Origin of the sequence: Mesorhizobium sp. CU3 (assembly GCF_006442965.1) — a bacterium.
Classification (GTDB): Bacteria; Pseudomonadota; Alphaproteobacteria; order Rhizobiales; family Rhizobiaceae; genus Mesorhizobium.
Genome location: NZ_VFWX01000004.1, coordinates 111,934 through 136,714, shown reverse-complemented (window position 1 = coordinate 136,714; position 24,781 = coordinate 111,934). Strand labels below are relative to the sequence as shown.

At 64.8% G+C, this 24,781-nt stretch carries 23 protein-coding genes; 19 read left to right on the top strand and 4 right to left on the bottom strand.

Features of this window, described 5'->3' with window-relative positions; genetic code table 11:
* The first annotated feature begins 8 nt into the window (after positions 1-8).
* Positions 9-836 (top strand): NAD(P)-dependent oxidoreductase, encoded by an 828-nt coding sequence (locus tag FJ988_RS08370; protein ID WP_140816749.1) that lies wholly within the window; start codon positions 9-11, stop codon positions 834-836.
* A gap of 339 nt (positions 837-1,175) precedes the next feature.
* On the opposite strand, the gene FJ988_RS08365 is transcribed toward FJ988_RS08370, so the two are convergent.
* The gene (locus FJ988_RS08365; RefSeq protein WP_140816361.1) at positions 1,176-2,774 is read right to left on the bottom strand and encodes a GMC family oxidoreductase; all 1,599 of its coding nucleotides are present in this window, start codon (positions 2,772-2,774) and stop codon (positions 1,176-1,178) included.
* 209 nt (positions 2,775-2,983) lie between these two features.
* Between FJ988_RS08365 and FJ988_RS08360 the strand changes: the two genes are divergently transcribed.
* The 4 genes from FJ988_RS08360 to FJ988_RS08345 all read left to right on the top strand — a co-directional run bounded on the left by FJ988_RS08360 (position 2,984) and on the right by FJ988_RS08345 (position 7,687).
* The gene (locus FJ988_RS08360; protein WP_140816359.1) at positions 2,984-4,066 is read left to right on the top strand and encodes a sugar ABC transporter substrate-binding protein; all 1,083 of its coding nucleotides are present in this window, start codon (positions 2,984-2,986) and stop codon (positions 4,064-4,066) included.
* A 156-nt stretch (positions 4,067-4,222) separates the two neighbouring features.
* On the top strand, positions 4,223-5,206 hold the full coding sequence (locus tag FJ988_RS08355; RefSeq protein WP_140816357.1) for an ABC transporter permease: 984 nt from the start codon (positions 4,223-4,225) through the stop codon (positions 5,204-5,206).
* Positions 5,207-5,211: 5 nt separating this feature from the next.
* On the top strand, positions 5,212-6,714 hold the full coding sequence (locus FJ988_RS08350) for a sugar ABC transporter ATP-binding protein (RefSeq protein WP_140816747.1): 1,503 nt from the start codon (positions 5,212-5,214) through the stop codon (positions 6,712-6,714).
* Positions 6,715-6,718: 4 nt separating this feature from the next.
* Complete coding sequence (locus FJ988_RS08345; RefSeq protein ID WP_140816355.1) at positions 6,719-7,687, top strand: ABC transporter permease; 969 nt, start codon at positions 6,719-6,721, stop codon at positions 7,685-7,687.
* Between the two features lie 83 nt (positions 7,688-7,770).
* Here the strand turns inward: FJ988_RS08345 and gloA are convergent, their stop codons facing one another.
* Complete coding sequence (gene gloA, locus FJ988_RS08340; protein WP_140816353.1) at positions 7,771-8,184, bottom strand: lactoylglutathione lyase; 414 nt, start codon at positions 8,182-8,184, stop codon at positions 7,771-7,773.
* Between the two features lie 162 nt (positions 8,185-8,346).
* Here gloA and FJ988_RS08335 point away from each other — a divergent pair, with 162 nt between their 5' ends.
* The 3 genes from FJ988_RS08335 to FJ988_RS08325 all read left to right on the top strand — a co-directional run bounded on the left by FJ988_RS08335 (position 8,347) and on the right by FJ988_RS08325 (position 11,511).
* Positions 8,347-9,789 carry an FAD-binding oxidoreductase gene (locus FJ988_RS08335; protein ID WP_140816351.1) on the top strand — a complete coding sequence of 481 codons (1,443 nt, stop codon included), beginning with the start codon at positions 8,347-8,349 and terminating at the stop codon, positions 9,787-9,789.
* A gap of 3 nt (positions 9,790-9,792) precedes the next feature.
* Positions 9,793-10,578, top strand: a complete 786-nt coding sequence (locus FJ988_RS08330; protein WP_140816349.1) for a FadR/GntR family transcriptional regulator — start codon at positions 9,793-9,795, stop codon at positions 10,576-10,578.
* A 246-nt stretch (positions 10,579-10,824) separates the two neighbouring features.
* Positions 10,825-11,511 carry a hypothetical protein gene (locus FJ988_RS08325; RefSeq protein ID WP_140816347.1) on the top strand — a complete coding sequence of 229 codons (687 nt, stop codon included), beginning with the start codon at positions 10,825-10,827 and terminating at the stop codon, positions 11,509-11,511.
* Positions 11,512-11,529: 18 nt separating this feature from the next.
* Here the strand turns inward: FJ988_RS08325 and FJ988_RS08320 are convergent, their stop codons facing one another.
* Entirely contained in the window at positions 11,530-12,519 is a 990-nt protein-coding gene (locus FJ988_RS08320) for an NAD(P)-dependent oxidoreductase (protein WP_140816345.1), read from the bottom strand.
* A 77-nt stretch (positions 12,520-12,596) separates the two neighbouring features.
* On the opposite strand from FJ988_RS08320, the gene FJ988_RS08315 reads away from it, so the two are divergent.
* The 8 genes from FJ988_RS08315 (at position 12,597) to FJ988_RS08280 (ending at position 20,453) form a co-directional block, all read left to right on the top strand.
* Complete coding sequence (locus FJ988_RS08315; protein ID WP_140816343.1) at positions 12,597-13,346, top strand: FadR/GntR family transcriptional regulator; 750 nt, start codon at positions 12,597-12,599, stop codon at positions 13,344-13,346.
* A 221-nt stretch (positions 13,347-13,567) separates the two neighbouring features.
* The gene (locus FJ988_RS08310) at positions 13,568-14,554 is read left to right on the top strand and encodes an aldo/keto reductase (RefSeq protein WP_140816341.1); all 987 of its coding nucleotides are present in this window, start codon (positions 13,568-13,570) and stop codon (positions 14,552-14,554) included.
* A 5-nt stretch (positions 14,555-14,559) separates the two neighbouring features.
* Complete coding sequence (locus FJ988_RS08305) at positions 14,560-15,423, top strand: amidohydrolase (RefSeq protein WP_140816339.1); 864 nt, start codon at positions 14,560-14,562, stop codon at positions 15,421-15,423.
* Positions 15,424-15,691: 268 nt separating this feature from the next.
* Positions 15,692-16,924: an ABC transporter substrate-binding protein gene (locus FJ988_RS08300; RefSeq protein WP_140816337.1), complete on the top strand. Its 1,233-nt coding sequence runs from the start codon at positions 15,692-15,694 to the stop codon at positions 16,922-16,924.
* Between the two features lie 87 nt (positions 16,925-17,011).
* Positions 17,012-17,881: a branched-chain amino acid ABC transporter permease gene (locus FJ988_RS08295; RefSeq protein WP_140816335.1), complete on the top strand. Its 870-nt coding sequence runs from the start codon at positions 17,012-17,014 to the stop codon at positions 17,879-17,881.
* Between the two features lie 7 nt (positions 17,882-17,888).
* Positions 17,889-18,974 carry a branched-chain amino acid ABC transporter permease gene (locus FJ988_RS08290; protein ID WP_181183463.1) on the top strand — a complete coding sequence of 362 codons (1,086 nt, stop codon included), beginning with the start codon at positions 17,889-17,891 and terminating at the stop codon, positions 18,972-18,974.
* Positions 18,961-19,689, top strand: coding sequence for an ABC transporter ATP-binding protein (locus FJ988_RS08285; protein ID WP_140816331.1), 729 nt, complete (start codon positions 18,961-18,963; stop codon positions 19,687-19,689). Before FJ988_RS08290 ends, FJ988_RS08285 begins: the two co-directional genes overlap by 14 nt.
* The gene (locus FJ988_RS08280; RefSeq protein ID WP_140816329.1) at positions 19,686-20,453 is read left to right on the top strand and encodes an ABC transporter ATP-binding protein; all 768 of its coding nucleotides are present in this window, start codon (positions 19,686-19,688) and stop codon (positions 20,451-20,453) included. Before FJ988_RS08285 ends, FJ988_RS08280 begins: the two co-directional genes overlap by 4 nt.
* Before the next feature lie 129 nt (positions 20,454-20,582).
* Here the strand turns inward: FJ988_RS08280 and FJ988_RS31365 are convergent, their stop codons facing one another.
* A complete protein-coding gene (locus FJ988_RS31365) occupies positions 20,583-20,708 on the bottom strand; it encodes a hypothetical protein (RefSeq protein WP_281407746.1) in 126 nt (41 codons plus the stop codon).
* 148 nt (positions 20,709-20,856) lie between these two features.
* Between FJ988_RS31365 and ssuD the strand changes: the two genes are divergently transcribed.
* The 3 genes from ssuD (at position 20,857) to sfnG (ending at position 24,713) form a co-directional block, all read left to right on the top strand.
* Positions 20,857-22,029, top strand: a complete 1,173-nt coding sequence (gene ssuD / locus FJ988_RS08275; RefSeq protein ID WP_140816327.1) for an FMNH2-dependent alkanesulfonate monooxygenase — start codon at positions 20,857-20,859, stop codon at positions 22,027-22,029.
* Complete coding sequence (locus FJ988_RS08270) at positions 22,026-23,444, top strand: FAD/NAD(P)-binding protein (protein ID WP_140816325.1); 1,419 nt, start codon at positions 22,026-22,028, stop codon at positions 23,442-23,444. The genes ssuD and FJ988_RS08270 overlap by 4 nt, the downstream gene beginning before the upstream one ends.
* Positions 23,445-23,609: 165 nt before the next feature.
* Complete coding sequence (gene sfnG / locus FJ988_RS08265) at positions 23,610-24,713, top strand: dimethylsulfone monooxygenase SfnG (protein WP_140816323.1); 1,104 nt, start codon at positions 23,610-23,612, stop codon at positions 24,711-24,713.
* The last annotated feature ends 68 nt before the right edge of the window (positions 24,714-24,781 follow it).

Sequence of the window (24,781 nt, the reverse complement as noted above, 5' to 3'; positions counted from 1 at the left end):
AGGGCGTGATGCTCCCGACAAAACCCGTCTTGCTGACCGGAGCGTCCGGTACGATCGGGCGGCTACTCTCTGCCAAGCTGGCAGCGTTGGGCTGGACCTTGCGGCTGACCGATGTCGCGCCGTTGCCGATCCCGCTGCCGGACAGAGCGAGCTTCACGATCGCCGATCTCGAGGATCAGCAGGCGGTCAATGCGCTGGCGGAAGGTTGCGGGTTGATCCTGCATTTCGGCGGCATTTCCACCGAGCAATCTTTCGAGACCGTGCTCGGCCCGAATTTCCGCGGCGCCTACCACATCTACGAGGCGGCGCGCCGGGAGAAGGCGCGGGTCGTGTTCCCGTCCTCGGTGCATGCGGTCGGCCTCTATGAGCGGACGGAAATCCTCGACCAGGACTGCTTGCTCAGGCCCGACGGCTACTACGGCCTGTCCAAGGCCTATGGCGAGATGCTGGCCAGGCTCTATTTCGACAAGCATGCCGTCGAAAGCGTGCTGATCCGCATCGGGTCCGTACTGCCGCAAGTGCCGGACGAGCGGATCCTCTCGACCTGGATATCGCATGACGATTTCGTGCGGCTGATCGAGCGCTGCGCAGAGGCGCAGCGCGTCGATTGCTCGGTCATCTGGGGCCAGTCCAACAACAGCCGCGGCTTCTGGCGAAAGGATGCTCGCAAGAGGATCGGCTGGACGCCGCGCGACAGCTCCGACAGCCAGGCCGAACGCGTGCGCGGCAAGGTGACGGATAATCCGGTGGTGGAACGTTACCAGGGCGGCAAGTTCATTGTGGTGGATTACAGCCGCGATGGTTTTCCGCCGCGCGAGATGTTTTCGGAGGAGTGAGCTTGTTGCGGTGGGAGCGGATAATCGCAGGCGGCGCTATGCACATCTTGTCTGACTGGCGTGACTGATCAGGCCGAGGCTTGATTGCTAGGTGGTTCCCCCAATCCGTCGCTGCTTCGCAGCGCCACCTTTCCCCCCCTCCGGAGGGAAAGGAAGGGAGCGTGCTGGACGAGAGTTAATGGCAAAAGGCCTGGCGCCTTTCCTCTACCCCGTCGATCGGGGGAGAGGTGGCTCGGCGCGCAGCGTCGAGACGGAGTGGGGGTCGACCAGCGCGGCGCGATACAATGCATGTGCCAAGCTGCCGTGCGGGCGAAGCGCAGCCGCACGCGATTGCCTTGGTTATGCCGCCACCGCCGCCTTCCGTCCCGCGATCAGATCCGCAGCCTTCTCGGCGATCATGATCACCGCCGCATTGGTGTTGGACGACACGATGCGCGGCATCACCGACGAGTCGCAGACACGCAAGCCCTGCAGGCCACGCACACGAAGCTCGGGATCGACGACGCTGTCGGCATCACCGCCCATGCGGCAGGTGCCGACCGGATGATAGGCGCTGCGGCCATGCTCGCGGGCGAAGGCTTCGAGCGCCGCGCGGCCCTTCGTCGCCGCGCCCGGCAGGTGCTCGCGGCTGATGTATTTTGCGAAGGCCTGCTGCGAGAGGATCTCGCGGCTGATCTCGATGCCGTCGATGGCGCGTTCGAGGTCGTAGCACTCGGCGAAAGGATTGGGGTCGATGATGGGCTTGTCGCGCAGGTCGGCCGAGCGCAGCGTGACGCTGCCGCGTGAGCGCGGCCGCACATGGTAGGAATTGAGCGTGCAGCCATTGCCGCCCGGAACCGAGCCGATGCCTTCCTCGACGCCGGCGCCGGGCAGGAAATGGAACTGGATGTCGGGCGTCTTTTCCGCTCGGTCGCCCCACCAGAAGCCGCCGGCCTCGACGATGTTGGAGGCCACCGGCCCCTTGCCGAACAGCGCGTATTCGAGCCCGGCGACCGCCTGCCAACGCTTCTTCTTGTAGCGGTCGATGCCATGCGGCCCGTTGAGCTCGGCGACGACGTCGACATCCATATGGTCATGCAGGTTCTGGCCGACGGCGGCGAGATCATGCACCACCTCGATGCCGTGCTGGCCGAGCTGCGCGGCCGGGCCGATGCCGGACAGCATCAAAAGCTTCGGCGAGCCGATGGCCCCGGACGTGACGATCACCTCACGCTGGGCGCGGAGCAACTCTGTGCGGCCGTTGGCGATGATCTCGACGCCGCCGGCGCGGCCGTTCTCGACAACGACGCGGCTGACCGTGGCATCGGTGCGCAGCGTCAGATTCCGGCGGCCGAGCGCCGGCTTCAGATAGGCGACGGCCGTGCTCGAGCGCCTGCCGTTGCGCGTCGTCGTCTGGTAGAAGCCGGCGCCTTCCTGCTCGCCGGCGTTGAAATCGGCGCGAAAGGGGAGGCCGGCCTGCTGAGCCGCCTTGACGAAGATGCGGGTCAGCGGATGCGGCGCGCCGCTGGACACGCCGAGCGGTCCGTCGATGCCGTGCTCCGCACCGGCGAAGGTGTCGTTGCCTTCGGAACGGACGAAATAGGGCAGCACATCGGCGTAGCTCCACCCGGCGCAGCCGAACTCGGCCGCCCAGTCGTCGTAGTCCTGGGGACAACCTCGCGTGAAAACCTGGGCGTTGATCGAGGAGCCGCCGCCCAGCACCCGCGCCTGCGGGTAGACCATGACGCGGCCGTCGATCTGTTTGCCGGGCGCTGCGTCGTAGCCCCAGATCAGTGGCCCGGACGTCATCTTGAAGAAGCCGACCGGCATGTGGATGTAGCGGTCGGTGTCGGGTGGGCCGGCCTCGAGCAGGACGACCGACAGAGCTGGGTCCTCGCTCAGCCTGGCGGCGAGCACGCAGCCGGCCGAGCCGCCGCCGATGATGATATAGTCAGCCATTCCTGCTCCTTGCCGAGGCGAAATCGGCCTCGCTCTTTTGCGCGCGACGATCTCAAGTCGCTTGTGCCACGTCAAGAGAAAGGGTATGGTTGCCGTGTTGAAGGGTTGTCGTACAAGTAGAGGAACTTGTCGAGCCGTCAACCGGAGGCCCCGGCCGCGCTCCCCGCGCAGGCGCCGGGCGGGAACAAATTCAATCGGGAGGTTCAAAAATGCAGGATAGCAAGACGCTTACGTTTTCCGGTTCGGTCAGCCGCCGGACGCTGATGCTGGGCGCCGTCGCCGGCGCAGCGACGCTGGCCATGCCGAGAGTGCTGCGTGCGGCCGACAAGCCGACGCTGGTGACGTCGATCCGCTCCTTGTCCAATCCCTACCACGCTGTCTGGAAGACCGGCGCCGAGGCCTATGCCAAATGGGCCGGGCTGGAGCACGTCACGCTGGTCTCGGAAGGCAACTCGGAGAAGGGTATCGCCGACATCAAGGCGATGCTGGCCAAGACCAATGGCAACATGGTGCTGAATTCCGATCCCAACGACACGCCGGATGCGCGCCCGATCGTCGAGGCCTGCGCCAAGGCCGGCGCTTATGTGGTGACGCAGTGGAACAAGCCGGACGACCTGCACCCGAAGGATTTCAACCCGAACTATGTCTCGCATATCGAGTTCGATGGCATCGCCAGCGGCAAGACCATCGCCGAAATCCTGTTCAAGTCGATCGGCGGCAAGGGCGGCATTGTCGCACTCGGCGGCCTGATCTCGACCACGGCGGCGATCGAGCGCAAGAAGGGCCTCGACGCCGCGCTCGCCGCCAATCCCGACATCAAGCTGCTCGACTTCCAGGTCGCCAACTGGAAATCGACCGAAGCCTTCGACCTGATGGGCAACCTGCTCACCCGCTTCGGCGATGACATCAAGGGCATCTGGGCCGCCAATGACGACATGGGCTCCGGCGCGCTGGAAGCGCTGCGCGCCGAAAACCTCGCCGGCAAGGTGCCGATCGTCGGGGTCGACGGCATCAAGACTGCGGTCGACGCGGTGCGCACCGGTGAGTTCGCCTGCACGGTCACCTCGGATCCGTTCTGGCAGGGCGGCATGGGGCTCGCCATCGGCTACAACGCCAAGATCGGCAAGTTCGACCCGGCCAAGGAGCCGCCGGAACACCGCGAATTCTACGGCAAGGCGGTGCTGATCTCGCACGACAATGTCGAGGAATATTACAAGACCAATGTCGAGTCGAAACCGGAGATCGACTGGAACGACCTGTGGGGCCGGGTGACCGGAGCGATCCGCACCTGACCGTCAGGCGGGCTGCCGCTCCCTGGTGGCCCGCTCCTCCCGCAGCCGTCGCGATCCCCTTGTCGCGGCGGCTGTCACCAGCAGACGGGAAGCGGTTTCTTGACAATCGATACAGAACCCCTGAAGTCCGTTTCGGACATCGAGCGGACGACGCTTATGACATTGATCCCTGGCCGCATCGCCGCCCTGTTCGGCGGCAGGCGCTGGCGCAGCCTGGCGCCGCTGGCGGTGCTGATCGTGCTGTGCGTGCTGATCGCCATCGCCAATCCCAATTTCATCGAATTGCGCAACCTGGTGCGGCTCGCCAACTCGGCTGCCGTGCCGCTGACTTTAGCCATGGGGCTGACCTTCATCATCCTGATGGGCAGCATCGACCTCTCGGTCGAAGGCACGCTGTCGGTGTCGGCGATGGTGGTGGTGCTGCTTGCCGCCAATGACGCGAACGGCAACGACTATGGCTGGTGGGCGGTGCTGGCGGCCATCGCCGCGGGCACGGTCATGGGCCTGATCAGCGGCCTGGTGCAGACGATGCTGCGCATCCCCTCCTTCATGGCGACGCTCGGCATGTGGTTCATAGGGCTTGGCCTGTCGGTCTATATGCTGGGCGGCTCGGCCATCCGGCTCAACGACGCCTCGATCCGCGACCTCGCCTTGCACCGCTTCCTCGGCCTGCCGCTGGCGGTCTGGGTCGCGGTCGGTGCTTTCGCTCTGGCCGCCATCATCCAGTATCACACCAGGCTCGGCCGCCACATACTGGCGATCGGCGGCGACGAGGACGTGACCAAGCTCTCCGGCGTCAATGTCACCCGCGTGCGCATCGCGGCGTTCGCGCTGGCCGGTTTCTTCTTCGGCATTGCCGGGGTGCTTGCCGCCGCTCAACTCGGCCAGTCGCATGCCGTCATCGGCGACGGCAGGCTGTTCGCGGCCGTCACGGCGGTGGTCGTCGGCGGCACGGCGCTGACCGGCGGCGAGGGCGGCGTCGTCAACACGCTGATCGGCGTGCTGATCGTCACGGTTCTGGCCAACGGCATGATCCTGCTCGGCATTTCGCCCTATATCCAGCAGACGGTGCAGGGCCTGATGATCATCGCCGCGGTGGCGCTGTCGCTCGACCGCGTCCGCCTGAAGATCGTGAAGTGAGCGCCATGCTGCAGGCGTCGAACATCGTCAAGAATTTCCCCGGCGTCCAGGCCTTGCGTGACGTCTCCATCGAGGTGCGGCCTAACGAAGTGGTCGGGCTGATCGGCGAGAACGGCGCCGGCAAGTCGACGCTGATGCGGGTGCTGGCCGGCGGCTACCGGTTGGACGGCGGCTCGCTCACGTTGGACGGCGAGCCGCTTCGCATGCGCAACGCCCGCGACGCGGCCAGGCACGGCATCGGCATGGTGTTCCAGGAACAGTCGCTGGTGCTCAATTTGACCGTCGCCGAAAACATCTATCTCGGCGAGGAAGACCGCTTCACTCGCTTCGGGCTCGTCAACTGGCGCGCCATGAATGCCGCGGCGCGCCGGCAGCTCGCCAAGATCGGCGTCGATATCGACGTCACGGCGCGCACCTCCGAACTCACCTTCGCGGCGCGCCAGATGGTCGAGCTCGCCAAGGCGCTGACTTTGGAGGAGATGGTCGAGCGTCCACTGCTCATCCTGCTCGACGAGCCGACCTCGGTGCTCAACGCCGCCGATATCGAGGTGCTGTTCGCGCGGGTGCGCTCGCTGAAATCCCGCGCCAGCTTCGTTTTCGTCTCGCATCGCCTCGACGAGGTGCTGGCGATTTCCGACCGCGTCTACACGATGAAGGACGGCGCCGTCGTGGCCGAACACCGTGCGGCTGAAGTTACCGCGCCGGAGCTGCATGAAATCATGGTCGGGCGCGGGCTGCAGGCCGAATATTACCGCGAGGCGCGCCAGCAGCCGCCGGGCGAAAAGATCATGGTCGAAGCCAAGGGGCTTGGCGCCAACGGCTTCTATCACGGCGTCGATCTGTCGATCCGCACCGGCGAGATCGTCGGCATTGCCGGCGTCGTCGGCTCCGGCCGCGAGGAGGTGACGCGCACCATCGGCGGCTTCCTGCCGCATGACACCGGCGAGATGAAGATCGCCGGCGACACGGTGCGTTTCGGCTCGCCGGAACCGGCGGTACGCCGGGGTATCGGCTATGTGCCGCGCGAACGAAGGCTGGAAGGCCTGGTGATGTTCCTGTCGATCGCGGAGAACATTTCACTTGCCGATCTGTCAAGCGTCATGCGCAACGGCGCCATCGACTACGGCAAGGAGCGGCGGCTTGCCGCCGACTGGATCAAGCGACTCAGTATCAAGGCTCCCGGACCCGACGCCGCCTGCCGCAAGCTCAGCGGCGGCAACCAGCAGAAGGTGGTGCTGGCGCGCTGGATGACGGCTGGCTCGCGCATCCTGGTGCTCGACCATCCGACGCGCGGCCTCGATGTCGGCGCCAAGGAGGAGGTCTACGAGCTGGTCCGCGATCTCTCGGCGCAAGGCGTGGCGATCCTGCTGATCTCCGACACGCTGGAAGAGACGATCGGCCTGTCGCACCAGGTGCTGGTGATGCGCGACGGCGAGATCACCGCGCGCTTCGACGCCAGCCCGGGCAACAAGCCGGATCAGGTCGAATTGCTACGAGCGATGGTGTGAGCCGATGAACGAAGGTTTTTCCATCAGGCAGGTCTTCGAGGGCAAGTGGACGCAAGGCGCCATCCCGCTGGTGCTGCTCGTGGCGCTGTTGTTGATCATCGAGATCGCGGCGCCTGGCTTCCTGACCGGCGAGACGCTGGCGCTGCTCTTTGCCAACACCGCCGTGCTGTTCATCCTGGCCACCGGGGTCACCTTCGCCATCCTGCTCGGCGGCATCGACCTGTCGATCCAGGCGGTGGCCTCGCTGGCGAGCGTCATGCTGGCGCAATTGCTGCCCTCGCTCGGTTTCGCCGCCTTTCCGGTGGCGATCCTGTCCGGCCTCGCCTTCGGACTGCTCAGCGGCATCGTGCATGTGAAGCTGCGCGTGCCGTCCTTCGTCGCGACCCTGGCTACCGGCGGCGTGGTTACGGGTCTCGCGCTGTGGGTCTCCAACGGCCGCGCCATCACCATCGAGGAGGCGGGCCGAGAAAAAACCGCGTGGATCAACGCCACGGTTTTCGGCCTGCCGATGGTGGTGTTGATTTCGGCTGTCATTGGCATCGCCGCCTTCCTGGCGCTGCGCTACACGCGCTTCGGCCGTCAGGCGATCGCGGTCGGCGCCGGTGAGCCGGCGGCCTGGGCTGCGGGCATCAATGTCGACCGCACCAAGATCATCGCCTTCGCCGCGTCGGGCATGCTGGCGGCCATCGCCGGCGTCGTGCTGGCGGCCAGGCTGTCGAGCGGCTCGCCGGTTCTGGCCAATCAGCTGCTGTTGCCGGCCATCGCCGCCGTCATAGTCGGCGGCACCGCCATCACCGGCGGTCTCGGCGGGGTGGCACGCACGGCGGTCGGCGCGCTGATCATCTCGATCGTGCGCATCGGCATGACCTTCGTCGGCGTCAACATTTTTCTGGAAAACATGGTGTTCGGGGCGGTGCTCATCGCCGCCGTCGCCATCACCATCGACCGCAGCAAGATCGCGGTCATCAAGTGACGAACCCATCCGCATCGCCTCCCAGGCAAACGCGGCCGCGAGGGGACCGCATCGGCGCGAAGCCGGTGCGGTCCAGTCTGGGACTACTGCATGGTGTCGAGACCGATCAGCTCGATCTTGTAGCCGTCCGGATCCTCGACGAAGGCGATGTGGGTGGTGCCGTGCTGCATCGGTCCGGGCTTGCGCGGGATCTTGGCGCCGCGCTTCTCGAGTTCGGCGCAGACGGCGTAGATGTCGTTCACGCCAAGCGCCAGATGGCCGAAGCCGGTGCCGACCTCATAGGGTTCCTCGCGGCCCCAGTTCAGCGTCAGCTCGACGACCGCTTCCTTGTCCTCCGGCCCGTAACCGACAAAGGCGTTGGTGAACTTGCCGCCGGGATAATCGTCGCGGCGCAGCAGGGTCATGCCGAGCACCTCGGTGTAGAAGGCGATCGATTTGTCGAGGTCGAGCACCCTGATCATGGTGTGCATATAGCGAAAGCCTGGAGCGTCGCTCATTGGGAAAGTCCTCCGTATCGGGTGATTTGCCGTTCTGACCATCCACATCAAACGGTTGGCGGGAACCATGACGTCGCTTGATGTTCTCAATCAGGGTTGTATGATAACACGACAAGATTGGTGGTTGTCCAGTCGTTTTAAGGAAGGTCCCAGGTTCAGTTCATGAATGCCGTGCCGCCCAATTCCGCATCGCTGATCGCCGCCCTGGCCGGCGTGCTGCCGGATGGCGGGCTGCTGACCGAGCCGCAAGACCTGGCGCGCTACAGCCGCGACTGGTCGGGCGACCATTATGGACGGCCGCTGGCGGTGGCGCGGCCGCGCTCGGTGGGAGAGATGTCGGCGCTGCTCAAGCACTGCCATGCCGAGCGCATCCCCGTCGTGCCCCAGGGCGGGCTGACCGGCCTTGTCGGCGCGGCGGTAGCTTCCGACGGCAACGAGGTGGTCGTCTCGCTGGAGCGGATGAACCGGATCCGCTCGATCAGCCCGATCGACTTCGCCATGGTGGTCGAGGCCGGCTGTATCCTCGAGGACGCCAAGCGCGCGGCGGAGGAGAGCGACTGCATCCTGCCGATCACCTTCGGCGCGCAAGGCAGCTGCCGCATCGGCGGCAATGTCGCCACCAATGCCGGCGGCTTCAACGTTTTGCGCTACGGCATGACGCGCGACCTGGTGCTCGGCCTCGAAGTCGTGCTGGCCGACGGTCGCATCTGGAACGGGCTGAAAGTGCTGCGCAAGGACAATCGCGGCTACGACTTGAAGCAGGTCTTCATCGGCTCGGAAGGCACGCTCGGCATCGTCACCGCCGCGGCGCTGAAGCTCTTTCCCAGGCCGACGCAGATCGAGACGGCGCTTGTCGGCCTACGCTCGGTCGAGGACGCCATGGCGCTCTATGCCCGCGCCCGGCGCGATTGCAGCGACCTGCTCACCGCCTTCGAACTGATCCTGCGCGGTGGCATCGAGATCACCATGCGCGAGAACAAGGATTTTCCCGAACCGCTCAGCAAGCCATACCCGGCCTATGTGCTGATCGAGGTTTCGTCCGGCGGGCTGATCGACCTCAGGAACATGCTTTTGAGCTTTCTCGGCGGCGTCGAGGACGTTGTCGAGGACGGCATCATCGCTTCGACAAGGGCGCAGGGCGAGCGGCTGTGGCTCTATCGCGAGATCATGGTCGAGCGGCAGGGCCGCGGCGGCCGCTACCTGCGCACCGACGTCTCGGTGCCGATCTCGAAGCTTGCCGATTTCGTCACCGACGCGCTGTTCGAGCTGGAGCGGGCGAGGCCCGATGCGCTGCCCGTCACCTACGGCCATGTCGGCGACGGCAACATCCATCTCAACGTCGTGCCGCCGGAAGGCATGGAGGCCGAGGCGATCGAGCATCTGTTCGAAGAGGCGGAAGCCGAGATTTTCGCCGTCGTCGACCGCTATGGCGGCTCGATCAGCGCCGAGCACGGCATCGGCCGGGTCAAGCAGCGGGCTTTCCTCAACCGCATCGACCCGGTGACGCTCGATCTCGCGGCCGGCATCAAGGACGCATTCGACCCGCGCCACATCTTAAGCGACGGCCGCATTCTGGCGTCCGCATCCGCGCTCGACTATAGGTGAGCGATGACGCTGAAGCTCGACAAGGTCAATCGCGGCCCGCACCTCTCCACCCTGGTGGCAAGTTCCATCTCGCGCGAGATCGCGCAGGGGCGGCTGAAGCCCGGCGATCAGCTGCCGACCGAGCAGGCGCTGGCGACCACGTTCGGAGTCAGCCGCAACGTGGTGCGCGAGGCGATCGCCAGGCTGCGCTCCGAAGGCCGGATCTGGTCGCAGCAGGGCAGGGGCGCCTTCGTCGCCGACGCGACCAACGCCACGGTGCTGACGATCGACTATGAGACCTTGCAGCGGGCGGATTCCTTCCGCAACCTGTTCGAGCTGCGCGGCATGCTGGAGGTGCAGATCGCAGCACTCGCCGCCGCCCGCCGCTCCGATGCCGACATCGCGGCGATGGAAGAGGCGCTCGACGGGATGCGCACCGCGCCCTATGGCAGCGTCGCCTGGCTGAAGAACGACCTCGGCTTCCACCGCGCCGTCGCCGAGGCGACGCAGAACCCCTATATGGGCCAGTTCCTCGTCTTCGTCTCGGAGCGGGTGCGCGAAAGCATCCTGGCCGCCGGCAACCAGCAGAAGTCCGACGACATGGCGCGTACGACGCTGGGCGAGCACGAGCGCATCCTGGCGGCGATCAAGGCCGGCGACGCAAAGGGCGCGAGCGCGGCCATGACGCGGCATCTGGCGGGTGCGGCTTCGCGCGTGGGGTTGCCGGGAGGCGAGGCCTCGGCGAAGCCGGCATCACCGGCGCGGCATTCGAGGCTGCGGAAGGCCGTGCGGGGGCAGGCGGCGGGGTAGGGCAATTACCCGTGCTGCTGGCACCGGCTCGTTCATATGCTTCGCAGCAATGCCTTCTACCGGTGGATTGGCATAGGCGATCCCCGAACTGTGCGAAGGTGTATTGCTTCGATGTAGTGTGCTTTGCCTTTTTTCAGCTGACTCGTTGAAGCCGCACCAATGGTGTGTCTGGACTTGCCGGCGTTTCGAGCATTCACTTGAGCGTGTTATTGAGTCTTTTGCCGTCGTCTGTTTTTGGATATCAGCATGGCCCTTGGCCCCTATTCCATTCGTTTCGTCATGCGGGATACATTGCCGCATAATCTCGAAGTTATACTACCTAACGCAGATCCGACCAAACCAGACCCACTCCGCGAGGATGGCAAAATCTACATCCCCGATTTTATGCCCAAAACGCGTGACCATTACACCATATTGGGTGAGTTCGTTGGTGACTGGGGCCGCGTGGAAACTAACCTGGCGTTCCTCTTCAACGCACTCTTAGGCAAGACTGATATCCAATCGAGTTGGACAGTATTTTCCAAGATGGGCATGAAGCAGGTTATCGACGCTGTAAACGGTCTTGGAACATTGAAGTTGACTGATGAGGGAATCGCCGCCCTCGTCGCGTTGATGGAACGCACTTCGAAATTGAACTCAAAGCGCAACGTGATAGTTCACGGCCACTGGTGTCTGGAGCTGTTCTTTTGGGTGTACAAGGGCGACGTGCGAGTGGGGTCGCACCTGCTTCGGATAGTGCAACCGGACGATCATAGACTGCAAAAGGAGTTTAACGATCCTAAGAATCAGAAAGTTCGAACGAAGTATTCTTTTACTCCCAAACGTATCGCCGCCGCTACAAATGACGCCGTAAGCCTCGCAAAGGATTTGACGGATTTTCGGCAAACCCTTGAGGGTTATCTTCTTCCAGAAGATCAAGCACAGAAACAATAGGGCGTACTACCCCCTGCGTTATTCTCCTGGGGGCTCCGCCAGCGACACCCCATTCAACCCCGCCACAATATCCGACAGCGCCGGCACGAATTTTTCGCCATGCCCCGTAGCCACCGCCGTGGCAAAGCCGTTGCGCACCACGGCGCCCACCGGATTGGCCACTCCTGCGGCCTGGGCGAAGGAGGCGAGGTAGGTCATGTCCTTCAGCGCGTTGGCGATGGCGAAGCGCTGGGCGTTTTCGTTGCGGTTGAGCACGAAGTCGAAGAAGGCCTGGTAGAAGCCGCAATCCATGCGGCTGCCTGAGATCACGCTGTTGAAGACCTGCGGCGTCAGCCCGGCCTTGGCGCCGAGCGTCAGCGCCTCGGAATAGATCGCGGAATAGCCCATCGAGATGAAATTGTTGAGGAGCTTCATGGTGTGGCCGCTGCCGGTCGGGCCGGTGTGGACGATGCGCGCGGCGAAGGCCTCGAGCACCGGCCGCGCGCGAGCGACCGCTTCCGCCGCGCCGCCGACCATGACGTCGAGCTTGCCTTCGGCGGCTTCCTTGGGCGTGCGCGCCAGCGGCGCGTCGATCAGCGCCACGCCCTGGGCAGCAAGCTCGGCGGCTAGCGAGATCGTCGAGGACGGGTTGGAGGTCGAGCAGTCGATGATCAGCAGCGACTTGCCGGCGGAGGCAAGGCCATCAGGACCCTTCACCACCGCTTCCACTTGCGGCGAGCCGGTCACGCAGAGGAGAACGATGTCGCAGCTTTCGGCGAGCGCGCGTGGCGTCGCCGCCTGGCGGGCGCCGGCATCGACCAGTTTGAGCGCGGCCTCCTGGTTGCGGTGCGCCCAGACCGTCAGCGGCCAGCCCTTGGCCAAAAGGTTGGCCGCCATGCCCGAGCCCATGGCGCCGAGGCCGATAAAGCCGATTTGCTGCTTCATGTTGGTCTTCCCTTGCTGTTCGGGTTTCTGCCTTGATGCATGCCGTTGTCCCGGAACCGCTGCGCACTTCCGGGCGGCATGCATTGGAGACGAAGGATTGCCGTTGCAACCAAGCGGTGCGATCCTTGGCGCAAGAATCGATTTAAGGGGCCGGTTTTCCGATGACGGATCGCGAGGGAGCAATGTTCGGCGCCATTCGCCAGTCCCCCAATCTGAGGGGCGAGCTGGTGGACAAGTTTGCCGCGCAGATCGAGGCCGGCGATCTTGCGCCGGGACAGCGGCTGCCCACCGAGCAGGAAATCGTCAACGCCACGGGCGTCAGCCGTACAGTGGTTCGCGAGGCGCTGGCCTCGCTGCGCGCGCGGGGGTTGATCACGACAAGGCAGGGTCTCGGCGCCTTCGTCGCCCAGGAGCCGCCGCCGAAGACCTTTTCGATCGTGCCGACGGATGTCGAATCGATCGACGAGATCCTGGCGGTGCTCGAACTGCGCATGGGTGTCGAGGCGGAAGCGGCGGCGCTGGCGGCCGCGCGCCGGACCGCCAAGGACCTTGCCGTCATGGCCAAGCAGCTCGACGCCATCGACCGGGCGATTGCCGAAACCGGCCTTGCCGCGGCCGAGGATGCGGCTTTCCACCGGGCGATTTCGCTGGCCACCCACAATGCCTATTTCAGCCGGCTGTTCGACACGTTCGGCACCGCGATGATCCCGCGCCAATGGACGCAGTTCGACCGGCTGGAGCCGGATGAACGCGAGCGGCATTTCGAGCGGACGCGGCGCGAGCACCGGGCGATCCACGACGCCATCGCGGCGCAGGACGCCAAGGCGGCGCAGCGCGCGATGCGGCTGCATCTGTCGCGCTCCCACAAGCGCTTCGAGCAGCTTCGCGAAGGCGCCGGGCGTCCGAAATAGATTTATCTGCAATAGATGCGATGGCGCGCGAACGGCATACGGACCGACGTGCGAGAACGCCGGCAGTGGCCGCTCGCCTGTTCCGCCTCCCGACAAAGCCCTAACGGCCCTATCCATCGTAACCTTTTGCATGCTTACAGGGTTGTCATACAACTATCCGATCTGATATTCCTGCCGGCACGACCCGTCAAGACGACGTGGGCTTTGAGGAGTGAGTTTCCATGCAGCAAAGGCGATTTGGCCGCACCGGTTGGCAAGTGTCGGACATCGGCTTCGGGAGTTGGGCGATCGGCGCCGACTGGGGCGATGTCGAGGAGAAGGACGCGATTGCGGCGCTCAATGCGGCGCTCGATGCAGGCGTCAGCATGATCGACACGGCCGATGTCTATGGCGACGGCCGGGCGGAAAAACTGATCGCAAAGACGCTGAAGGGGCGGGGCGGGGCGAGGCCGATGGTCGCCACCAAGGCCGGCAAGCGGCTGAACCCGCATGTCGCCTCCGGCTACAATCGCCAAAATCTCACCAGCTTCGTCGAGCGCAGCCTGCGCTATCTCGAGGTCGACGTGCTCGACCTGGTGCAGCTCCACTGCCCGATAACGGAAGTCTTCTACCAGCCCGAGACGTTCGAGGCGCTGGAGAAACTGGTCGAGGAAGGCAAGATCCGCCATTACGGCGTCAGCGTCGAGAAGGTCGAGGAAGGCATCAAGGCGCTGCAATATCCGGGCGTCGTCAGCGTCCAGATCATCTACAACATGTTCCGGCAGCGCCCGGCGGAATTGTTCTTCGACATGGCGCGCCAGAAGGACGTCGCCATCATCGTCAGGGTGCCGCTGGCCAGCGGGCTCTTGTCCGGCAAGTTCCGCGCCGATTCCAGCTTCAGCGCCAAGGACCACCGCAACTACAACCGTCAAGGCGAGGCCTTCGATGTCGGCGAGACGTTCGCGGGCGTGAATTACGAGGAGGGCCTGCAGGCGGTCGAGGAATTGCGGCCGCTGCTGCCGCCGGGCGCCACCATGGCGCAATGGGCGCTGCGCTGGATCCTGATGAACCCGGCGGTGACGGTGACCATCCCGGGCGCCAAGTCCGTCCGCCAGGCTGAGGAGAACGCCGCTGCGTCCGACCTGCCGGCGCTGTCGCCGCAGCTGATGGAGCGCATCGCCGACATTTATGAGCGGCGCATCAAGGCTGCCGTGCATCAGCGCTGGTGAGCGCCATGGGCAGCGACAAGCCCTTGGTGATCGACGGGCACCAGCATTTCTGGGACCCGGCGGACGGGTCCTGCGGCTGGATGACTGAGGATTACGCCGCCATCCGCCGGGTGTTCTCGCCCGAGGATCTGCGGCCGGCGCTCGCCGCGGCTGGCGTCGACAAGACCATCCTCGTCCAGACATGGCATTCGCTTAACGAGACGGTGGCGTTCCTGGAGACGGCAAGCCGGACCGATTTCGTCGCCGGCGTCGTCGGGTGGGTCGACCTCACGGATCGGCAGGTGGCGGCGACGCTGGCGTCTCTCAAGGCGCGTCCGGATGGCCACTACCTGGTCGGCATCCGCCACCTTGTCCACAATGAGGCGGATCCGAACTGGCTGCTGCGCGCGGATGTCCAGCGCGGGCTGGCCGCGGTCGCCGAGGCGGGGCTGGCCTATGACCTGCTGTTGAAGGAACCGCAGATCCCCGCGGCCCTGGAGACGGTGGAGCGGCATCCCAATCTGCGTTTCGTGGTCGATCACATCGCAAAGCCGCGCATTGCGGAGCACGCGATGGAACCCTGGGCCGGATTGATGCAGAGCTTCAAGGCGTATCGCGACCATGTCTGGTGCAAGCTCTCCGGAATGGTCACGGAAGCCGACTGGCGGCACTGGAAGCAGCAGGACCTGCAGCCCTATGTCGACGAAGTGCTTTCGATCTTCGGGCCGTCGCGATGCCTGTTCGGCTCGGACTGGCCGGTCTGCCTGGTCGCCGCCGACTATCAGTCGGCGAAACGCGCCCTTGGCGATTGTCTCTCCGGGCTGACGGAAGAGGAGCGTTCGCAGATTTTCGGCGCTTCCGCCGTCGAGGCCTACCGCTTGTCGCTGTGACAGTGACAAGGCCCTGAACGTCTCCCGGCTCGGCGACCGCCGAGCCGCATTCATCATCACCATGATCGTGGCGCATGTCTCCGCGTCGGGCATCCTTGTCCGACTGCGATGAACTTTTCTCATTCATCCGAGATCAGAAAAAGGACGACCGAAAAGAGGCGGCGCGACGCTACCAGTTCGTTCGCTCCGCGGCGGAGTCATGTTGACAGCCGTGTTACATGGTAATAGGGTTGTATGACAAGTTGGCCATGTAACGGGAGGAACATGCATGAGACAGCTAGGACTTGGATTGACCATGGCGGCCGCGGGGCTCGCCATGGCTTTGCAGACGGCCCGCGCCGACGAGGAATTGCCCATCGGCGTCATCGCCGCGCAATCGGGCTCATTCGTTTCGGCCGGCAACACCATTGTCGGTGCGGCCAATCTGGCGGCGCAGCAGATCAACGACGCCGGGGGCATCAAGGTCGGCGACAAGACCTACAAGATCAAACTCTATATCCGCGACAACCGGACGGATGTGAATGTCAGCATCGCGGCCGCGCGCGAGCTGGTCAACGACATCGGTGTCAAGGCGATCTGGGGCACCGAGACGCATGACTTCTCGGTGTCGATGGCCAAGATCACCGGCCCGGCCAAGGTGCTGCAGTTTTCCGGCAACAGCTCGCTCGGCGCCGTGCTCGACGACAAGGCGGTCGCCGACGATGGCTGGCTGCATTACACGTTCCAGAGCGAGCCGCAGGAATGGCAGCGCAGCGGCAGCACCGCCAAGGGCGTGCTGTCGTTGCTGACGCCGCAGCTGAAGTCGCCGCCGAAGCACTCGGTGGTGTTCGTCGGCAACGACGCGACCGGACAGTATCTGTCGTCGCACTACGTCAAGGCGCTCGAGGCCGAGGGACAGAAGGTCGACCTGGTGCAGTATCCGCCGGATACGACCGACTTCTCGCCGCTGCTCACCCGCATCAAGGGCATGAAGCCCGACATCGTGCATTTCTGGTACAATGGCGATTCAACGCTCACCGCCTTTCCGCAGGCCCTCAAGCTCGGCGTGGCGCCGTCCTATTTCCTGTTCGGCGTCGACCCGGGCATATACCAGGAGCGAAGTCTCAAGGCCGACGTGCCGGTGACGATGAGCTGCGTGCCGGTGTGCTGGGGTTCCTCGCCGTTCCCCGAGGTGAAGCAGTATTTCGAAAAGTATTTCGGCCTCGGCGCCGCAAAGGGTCCGCAGTCCTCGGTCTCGCTGCTCTACTATGATTACTTCTTCTGGTACGCCAAGGCGCTGGAGAAGGTCGGCAAAATAGACGATCCGGACGCGGTGGTCGCGGAGCTCCTGAAGTCGGACTACAAGGGCGTCGTGTCGCCGGTGCCGCTTGTCTTCAACAAGCATCACCAGGTCACCTTCGCGACCGAAGTCTGCATGGTCGAGCCCAACACGTCCGACAAGTTCAAATGCGCGGTCGAGCAGCCACCGGCAGCTCCGCCGCCCGGCGACAATGGCGGCTGAGGCAGCTCGCTGAAACATCCGAGATCGGGATGGGCGGCGAAGGGGCCGCCCATCCTTCCCCTGCAGGTTCGCCAACCGGATTTCACGATGGACATTTTTGTGCAGCAACTGGTGAACAGCCTGTCGGTTGCCAGCGTCACCATTTTAATCGGCATCGGCATCACGCTGATCTTCGGCCTGGCCGGCATCGTCAATTTCGCGCATGGCGAGTTCCTGATGGTCGGCGGCATGGCGACCTGGTTCATGGTCGGCGCCGGCATGAACTTCTTCGTGGCGCTGGTCTTCGCCGGCCTTTTGGTCGGGGCGCTCGGCTTTGCCGCCGAACGATGCCTGTTCCGCTTCACGCTCAACCGGCCGATGAACGGCTTCATCATGTCGATCGGCCTCAGCGTGATCCTGCAGCACGCCGTCATCCGCGTCTTCAACGAGTTCCAGAAAAGCATCACCGATCCGATCGGCCTGGTCTGGACGATCGGCGGCGTCGACATCGTCGCCATGCGCGCGATCGTCGTCGCGATAACGGCCGTCATCGTGGCGATCACCTATTTCGGCATCTCGCGCAGCCGCTACGGCATGGCGCTGCGGGCGAGCGTTTCGGACCGCGACACCGCCGAGTTGATGGGCATTCCGGTGCGCCGCTACGTCACCGGCGTCTTCATCTATGGCAGCCTGCTTGCCGGCATCGGCGGCGCTCTGATGATTTCGCTCTTCCCGATCACGCCCTTCACCGGCAGCGTCATAATCATCCGCGGCTTCGCCGTCTCGCTGATCGGCGGTCTCGGCAATGTCGGCGGCGCTGTCGTTGGCGGCCTTGTGCTCGGCCTCGTCGACGGCCTCAGCGCCGGCTACGGCTATCCGGAATGGACCGACGCCTATTCGCTGGTCGTGATGATCCTGATCCTGGTGCTGCGGCCGCAGGGCCTGCTTGGCGGCACGCTCGGCCCCAAGGCATCGTGAGATGTCGATGCCGATGACCGACAACAGCGCCGGCAAGGTGGGCGCCGCGCCGGAAGGCGCCAGAGCCCGGGATCGCCTGGCGCTGCTGACGGCGGACAATGCCTCGGTTCCGCTGCCGGCCGGCGTCCAGGCGATCACGGCGATCCTTTTGGCGGCGCTGCTCATAGCCTTGCCCTGGCTTGGCCTCGGCTACCGCTTCCTGTCGATCGCCATCACCACGCTCTATACAGCGATAGGGCTCTACGGCCTCGGGCTGCAGTTCGGCCAGGCCGGCATCATGTCGGTCGGCCATGCGGCGCTGATGGGTGTCGGCGCCTACGCTTCGGCCATCCTGTCGGTGCAGCTCGGCCTGGGCTTCTGGACGTCGCTGCCCTTCGCCATGGTCCTGTCGGCGATCGTCGGCGGCGTCATCGGCCTGCCGACGCTGAGGGTCGGCGGGCAGCACTACATCATCATCACCTTCTGCTTCTGCGCCCTGTTCGTCATCGTTCTCACCAATGGCGGCACCTTCACCGGATCCGCGACGGGGCTCGATGTCGGCTCGGTGACGCCCTTGCCCGGCATCAATTTCGACAAGCTCTCCAACAATTACTATCTGGTCCTGGCGGCGCTGTTCCTGGCGCTTGCCGCGACCTATCTCATCGGCATTTCGCGCTATGGCCGCACGTTGCGGGCGATCCGCGAGAACGAGCAGCTGGCGCGTTCGGTCGGCATCAATGTCGACCTGCACAAGCTTGGCGTGCTGATGGTCTCCGGCCTGTTCGCCGGTCTCGCCGGGGTGCTGCAGCTCTATTATTTGCGCCACATCTCGCCGACCTTGTTCGGCGCTTTCCCGAGCCTGTATCTCGCGCTGATGGTCATGCTGGGCGGCGCCCGCTACCTCTACGGGCCGCTGATCGGCGCGGTCATCGTCAACTTCCTGCCGGAGGTGCTCAATCTCGATCCGGTCGATTCCCGCATCGCCTACGGCGTCTGTCTGCTTCTGGTGATCCTTCTGCTGCCGGGCGGCGTCGGCGCCGGCATCAAGAACATCTATTGCGCGCTCGCCGGGGGCTTCGACAAGCAAGGCGGAGGCTCGAATGGCCGCGCTTGAGGTGAGGGGCCTGCGCAAGCAGTTCGGCGGCGTCGTCGCGCTCAACGGCGTCGACCTCGACATCGACACCGACCGGGTCGTCGGCATCGTCGGCCCCAACGGCTCCGGCAAGACCACATTGTTCAACGTCGTCACCGGCGTCCATCCGGCGACGGGCGGCACCGTATCCTGGCAGGGGCAGGACATAACCAATATCGGCGCGCACCGCATCGCGCGAATGCGGCTGGTGCGGACCTTCCAGCAGGCGATGTCCTTCCCTGGCCTGACCGTCGACGAGAATGTCCGGATCGCCTGGGAGCAGGGCAGGAAGAGCGGCGGCCGCTGGGCTTCGCCCGGCATGATCCTCGACTTTGTCGGCCTAGCGCCGCTCGGCAAGGCGATTGCCGGATCGCTGCCCTTCGGCAGCCTCAGGCGCCTTGGGCTGGCCGTCGCGCTCGGCGTCTCGCCCGAACTCCTGCTGCTCGACGAGCCCGGCGCCGGGCTGAACGACAGCGAAGCCCAGGCCTTCGCGGCGGTCATCGCGCAACTGCCGCCGCAAGGCATCGGTGTGTGCCTCATCGACCATGACATGGACATGATGTCCGAGCTCTGCGACCGCCTCATCGTGCTCGATTTTGGCACCAAGATCGCGGAAGGCCCGCCGGCTGAGGTGCTCGCCGACCCCAAGGTGCGCGAGGTCTATCTCGGCCCCGACAAGAAGGTGGGCGCGTCATGAGCCTGCTTGCCGTCGAGCATGTCGATACCGGCTACGGGCCCGTCGCGGTCAATCGCGACGTCTCGCTCGCGGTCGGCCAAAACGGAATCGTCACCATCCTTGGCCCCAACGGCGCCGGCAAGACGACTTTGCTGCGTTCCATCGCCGGTCTGGTCAAGCCGCGGCGCGGCACGGTGACCTTCGACGGCCGCGACGTCACCGCGCTTCACGCCGACGAAAAGGCGACGCTCGGCGTCGTCATGGTGCCGGAAGGCCGGCGCGTGTTCGCCGATATGAGCGTGCGCGAGAACCTCTTGCTCGGCGCCTACTGCCGCAAGGACCGGGATGCGGTCGAGGCCGACATCGCCTTGATGGAGAATTATTTCACCATCCTTGCCAAGAAGCGCGACGCCAAGGCCGGCACGCTGAGCGGCGGCCAGCAGCAGATGCTGGCGATCGCGCGCGGCCTGATGGCAAGGCCGCGCATCCTGTTGCTCGACGAGCCCTCGCTCGGACTGTCGCCCTTGCTGGTGTCGGAGCTGCAGGGCATCATCATCGACGTGCGCGAAAAGTTCCGCGCGGCGGTGCTGCTGGTCGAGCAGAACGCCGGACTGGCGCTCTCTGTGGCCGAACACGGCTATCTGATGAATTCCGGGCGCATCGTGGCGTCAGGCAGCATCGAGGAGTTGCAACAGTCGTCGGTCATGCAGGAGCTCTATCTCGGCAAGAAGGCGCGGGAAGATCACGGTGCTTTGCAGGCATCGCCCACGCCCGACAATTCCTGAAGCCTGGCGCTGAAACAGATTCAGGCAACGCGCCTAAGGCGTTGTTTTGATGCATGTCGTTGCTTCAAAATCGCGCGGGGGCTTTCAAGCGATATGGATCGAACTGACTATCCATGAACCACCGGATTCTCAGAGCAAGGCCAAGCCGTTCGGAGCCGTGAACGTCAGCCCCGGGACGATCAACTGGTTGTTCTTCGAGGCTATGAGTACGGCGGTCGAGACCAGGACCTGCGCCGCTGCGTTCCCAAATGCCATTCGGTTCGCCGAGAAAAATTCCAAAACCGGCGCGGCAAATAGAAAAAACTAACTCTACAGATTCAGTAGACTGATGTTTGATGAGCCTATCCGGGCGACGCCTGAGCGCGTAGTCTCCGTTCGCTTGCTTCATCGAGAAATCACCGACATGGCTTCCGAAATCCCCGATCGCATCAAGGTGCTGTGGTTCCTGCCGACACATGGCGACAGCCGCTATCTCGGCACCTCCGAGGGGGGCAGGGCGGTCGATCTCGACTATCTGACCCAGGTGGCGCAGGCCGCCGACACGCTGGGCTATTACGGCGTGCTGCTGCCGACCGGCCGCTCCTGCGAGGATTCCTGGGTTGTCGCCTCGGCGCTGGCGCCGTTGACGAAACGGCTGCGCTTCCTGGTCGCCGTGCGGCCGGGCCTGCAGTCGCCGACGCTCGCCGCGCGCATGACGGCGACGCTCGACCGTATCTCCAACGGCCGGCTGCTGATCAACGTCGTCACCGGCGGCGATCCGCTGGAAAACAAGGGCGACGGCATATTCCTGTCGCATGCCGAGCGCTACGAGGTGACGCAGGAATTCCTGCAGGTCTACAAGCGCGTGCTGAGCGGCGAGACGGTTCAGCACCAGGGCAAGCATTTCCGCATCGAGGATGGCCGGCTGCTGTTTCCGCCTGTACAGTCGCCCTATCCGCCGCTTTATTTCGGCGGCTCTTCCGATGCGGGGTCGACCGTGGCGGCGCAGGAGATCGACAAATACCTGACCTGGGGCGAGCCGCCGGCCGATGTCGAGCGCAAGCTCGACGCCGTGCGCGAGCTTGCCGAAAAGGCAGGCCGCAAGCTCTCCTTCGGCATCCGCCTGCATGTCATCGCCCGCGAGACCACCGAGGAAGCCTGGGCGGCTGCCGACAGGCTGATCAGCCGGCTCGACGACGCGACCGTCGCCTCGGCGCAAAAGGTTTTTGCGCGCATGGATTCGGTCGGCCAGGCGCGGATGAGCGCGCTGCATGGCGGCGACCGCTCGAAACTCGAGATCGCGCCGAACCTGTGGGCGGGCGTCGGCCTGGTGAGGGGCGGCGCCGGCACGGCGCTGGTCGGCGACCCCGACACCATCGCCGAGCGCATCGACGAATACCGGCGCCTCGGCATCGATACCTTCATCCTGTCCGGTTATCCTCATCTCGAAGAAGCCTACCGCTTCGGTGAACTGGTGCTGCCCAATCTGCCGACGGATCACGCGGTCAAGACAGCCGGCTCATCCGTCAACACCGGGCCGTTCGGCGAGACCATCGCCGGCGACCATCGCCCGAAAACGCTTGCCAGCGCCTCGTGAACGCACTGCCGCTTCGGCCGCGCGGGCATGTCGTCATCCTCGGCGGCGGCTTTACCGGCGCGGCCGTGGCCTGGCATCTGGCGCGCCAGTCCGCGCGGCCATCGATCACCGTCATAGAGCCGCGCCCGTTCCTCGGCGGCGGGCTCGCCTATTCCAGCGAGGAGCCGTCGCACCGCGTCAACGTGCCGGCGTCCCGGATGAGCATGTCGCCGGATGAGCCGGAGCATTTTTCGCGCTGGCTGGCGCAGGACGGCGAGGCCGAGCGCGATCCGGAAGCGGTCTGGCGCAACGGCGATGTCTTTCCCAGGCGCAGGGTCTTCGGCCGCTACGTAGCCGAGCATCTGGCGCCTTATGTGGAGACCGGGGCGATCCGCCATGTTCGACACCATGCGAGCGCCGTGAAGCGCAACGGCGACGGTTGGATCGTGACCGCTTCCGGTCAGCCGATCGCGGCCGACATGGTGGTTCTCGCCATGACGCATCCGTCGCCCGATGTTCCGGCAGCGCTTGCGCGGATCGCCGATGCGGACGGCTTCGTTGCCGATGTCTATTCCTCAGATGCGCTCGGTTCGATCGCGCCGCAAGCATCCGTGCTGATCGTCGGTTCCGGCCTGACATCCGCAGACGCCGTCGCCGAGCTCGATCGCCGCGGTCATCGCGGCCGCATCCTGGCCGTGTCGCGTCATGGATTGCGCTCGCGCGGGCATCCGGCGCTGCGCGGCCAGCCCTTCGGCGACTTTGCTTCCACACCAGCCACGACGGCGCTTGGCTTGCTTGAAAACATCCGTTCGACGCTGGCTGCGGCCGCTGTCGGCGGCTTCAACTGGCAGTCTGTCTTCGATCAGTTGCGGCTGCAGGGACCGGTGATCTGGGCCTCGCTCGATAGGGACCAGCGAACCCGGCTTGTGCGGCGGCTGCGCGCGTTCTGGGACGTGCATCGCTTCCGCATCGCGCCGCAGGTCGAGGCGGTACTCGATCGCCGCCATGCCGAAGGCACGTATGACAACATCGCGGCAGGCCTGGTGGCCTCGAGCCGGGAAGGGGACCGCCTGGCGGTCCAATTACGGCGTCGCGGCAAGAGACAGATCGAAACACTGCATTTCGATGCCGTGATCAACACGACGGGTCCGGCGCATGGCAAAACGCTTCGGACCAACCCGGCGCTGCGCTCGCTCGGCGATGCCGGCCTGATCCGGATCGATAGCCATGGACTCGGCATCGCAACTGGGCGCGACAGCCGCGCCGTCGGTCCGGATGGCGAGCCGGTGCCTGACCTGTTCATCGCCGGGCCATTGGCGCGCGGCACCTTCGGCGAGCTGATGGGCCTGCCGGAAGTGGCGCTTCACGCGCAGGCGGTCGCCGCCGAGATCGAAAGCCGGCCCGGCGCGCCGACGTCGATCGCAAGCGCGCGCTGAAAATCCACGGCGGGTGAGGGCAGGCGAATTGGTATTTCCGTTCGGCCAAGGCCGCGAAAACGGAAAATCCTACTTTGTATATATAATCAGTAGACTAATAAATTAGCGGCAACTTCCGGCCACCGCCGGATTGATAGTTGGGACAGGCCAAGCCGGGAGATTTCCATGCCACAGAATGATCGCGACGCAGTCAAATTCGCCTATTGGGTGCCGAACGTCTCGGGTGGGCTGGTCATCTCCAACATCGAGCAGCGGACCAATCACTCGGCCGAATACAACCGCAAGCTGGCGCAGATCGCCGAGCAGGCCGGCTTCGACTATGCGTTGAGCCAGATCCGCTTCACCGCCGGCTACGGCGCCGACGAGCAGCATGAATCGGTGGCGTTCAGCCACGACCTGCTCGCCGCCACCAAGACGCTGAAGGTGATCGCCGCGATCCTGCCCGGGCCGTGGAATCCGGCGCTGGCGGCCAAGCAGCTCGCGACCATCAGCTATCTCACCGGCGGCCGCGTCGCGATCAATCTGGTCTCCGGCTGGTTCCGCGGCGAGTTCCACGCCATCGGCGAGCATTGGCTCGACCATGACGAGCGCTACCGGCGCTCGGAAGAGTTCATCCGCGCGCTGCGCGGCATCTGGACCGAGGACAGCTTCACCTTCCGCGGCGACTTCTACCGCTTCAACCAGTATTCGCTGAAGCCGAAGCCGCTGAAGCCGCTGCCCGAGATCTTCCAGGGCGGCTCGTCGCGGGCGGCGCGCGACATGGCCTCGCGTGTCTCGGACTGGTACTTCACCAACGGCAACACGCCGGCCGAGATCGCCAAGCAAGTCGACGACATCCAGGCCAAGGCCCGGGACAACAATCATTCGGTCAAGGTCGGCGTCAACGCCTTCGCCATCGTGCGCGAGACCGAGGACGAGGCGAAGGCGGTGCTTGCCGAGATCATCGCCAAGGCCAATCCGGAAGCAGTCAACGCTTTCGGCCACGAGGTCAAGAACGCCGGCAAGGCCTCGCCGGAAGGCGAGGGCAACTGGGCGAAGTCGTCCTTCGACGATCTGGTGCAGTATAATGACGGCTTCCGCTCGAACCTGATCGGCACGCCGCTACAGGTCGCCGAACGCATTGTCGATCTGAAGCGCGCCGGCGCCGATCTCATCCTGCTCGGCTTCCTGCACTTCCAGGAAGAGGTCGAGTATTTCGGCAAGCATGTCATCCCGCTCGTGCGCGAGCTGGAGGCAAGGCAGGCCGAAACGGTACTCGCCGCCGAATAACCGACCGTCATTGGCCGGAAGAGCCGGCCGGCAAAATCGCGATTGCCCTGCGCGCCCGAGCCCTCGGG